Origin of the sequence: Rhodopirellula maiorica SM1 (assembly GCF_000346295.1) — a bacterium.
Taxonomy (GTDB): Bacteria; Planctomycetota; Planctomycetia; order Pirellulales; family Pirellulaceae; genus Novipirellula; species Novipirellula maiorica.
This window is the reverse complement of record NZ_ANOG01000643.1, coordinates 1-1,019: the sequence shown is the minus strand read 5'-3', so window position 1 is coordinate 1,019 and position 1,019 is coordinate 1. Positions and strand designations below refer to the sequence as shown.

The 1,019-nt window shown below is 57.6% G+C and carries 1 protein-coding gene; it reads right to left on the bottom strand.

All coding sequences use genetic code 11. The annotated features are described in order from the left end of the window. The coding region (locus RMSM_RS20620) for a transposase (protein WP_052031723.1) at nucleotides 1–1,019 on the bottom strand (1,019 nt) is incomplete at both ends.

Here is a 1,019-nt window from a genome sequence, read left to right as displayed (position 1 = left end):
ACCAAGTCTCGCCACATCGAAACGTCGATCCCAAGCTCCGCAAGCGTTTTAGTCAGAGCCGGAGGAATTTTTGCTGTGTCGTCACCATGTTGAGCGGTCCAGCGGAGCAACCGCAGATACTCGGATAGTGACAAGCTGAGAAAGCCGCGGTCGCTGCTGCGAAAACCGTCGGTGTGCGACTGGGGATCGCTGCTGAGTGTATCGGAGTTAAGCGACAGCGGAGCAAGCCAACCGTCACGACGGACCTTGCGTCCGGTCGGATTCTTACGCTTGGCAGACTGCTTTTGACGAAGCGTCTCAAGCGGGGTTTCGCGAGTTGCTTGCGCCACGTCTTCGGTTGGAATTGGCTTCAAGTCGAATGCGGCCGACTCGATCTGTTTGCCCTTTCCAGCTTCGATACGGTCATAGGCAGAGGTGTGCGGCGAGTGGTCCGGCGAATCCGCCATCGCTGCCCGCACCGGATTCAGGTCGACGTACATACTGCAGGCCAACAAAGCGGTTTCGTCGACGATTCGCTGTGCTTTGAAGCGGCCTTCCCAAAAGTGGCCCGTGCACTCGTCGATCTTATTGGCACGGCGAGCGATCGGCTCGGACAAAGCTCGCATGAACCAGGAAATGTCCGCCAAGCGTTGCCGGATCGTGCTGAGTCGCTGTTTGTCACGGACGAGCGTTTGCACGTCATTTTCGCTCGGTTCAGCGAGATGTTCCTCAAGCCGATGACCTGGAAAAACTTTCAGCCAACGCAGGGCCACTTCGGCATCGGACCAACTGGCCAGGACATCGGGCCGATTGCGGAGAATCACGTGAAGGTGACTGCTCATAACGGAATAAGAGAGTACGTCGATGGAAAAGACCGACGCGAGCGATTCCATACGTCGGCGGATCCATTCGCGACGGCAGGAATAGTCCTTGCCGGTGACCAGATCGACGCCAGCGAGAAAGGCACGGCGGACGCATCGCTGCGTCACATGGACGATAGAAACTTCATCGGGGCTGAATTGTTCAGCTCGTGGTGGCCG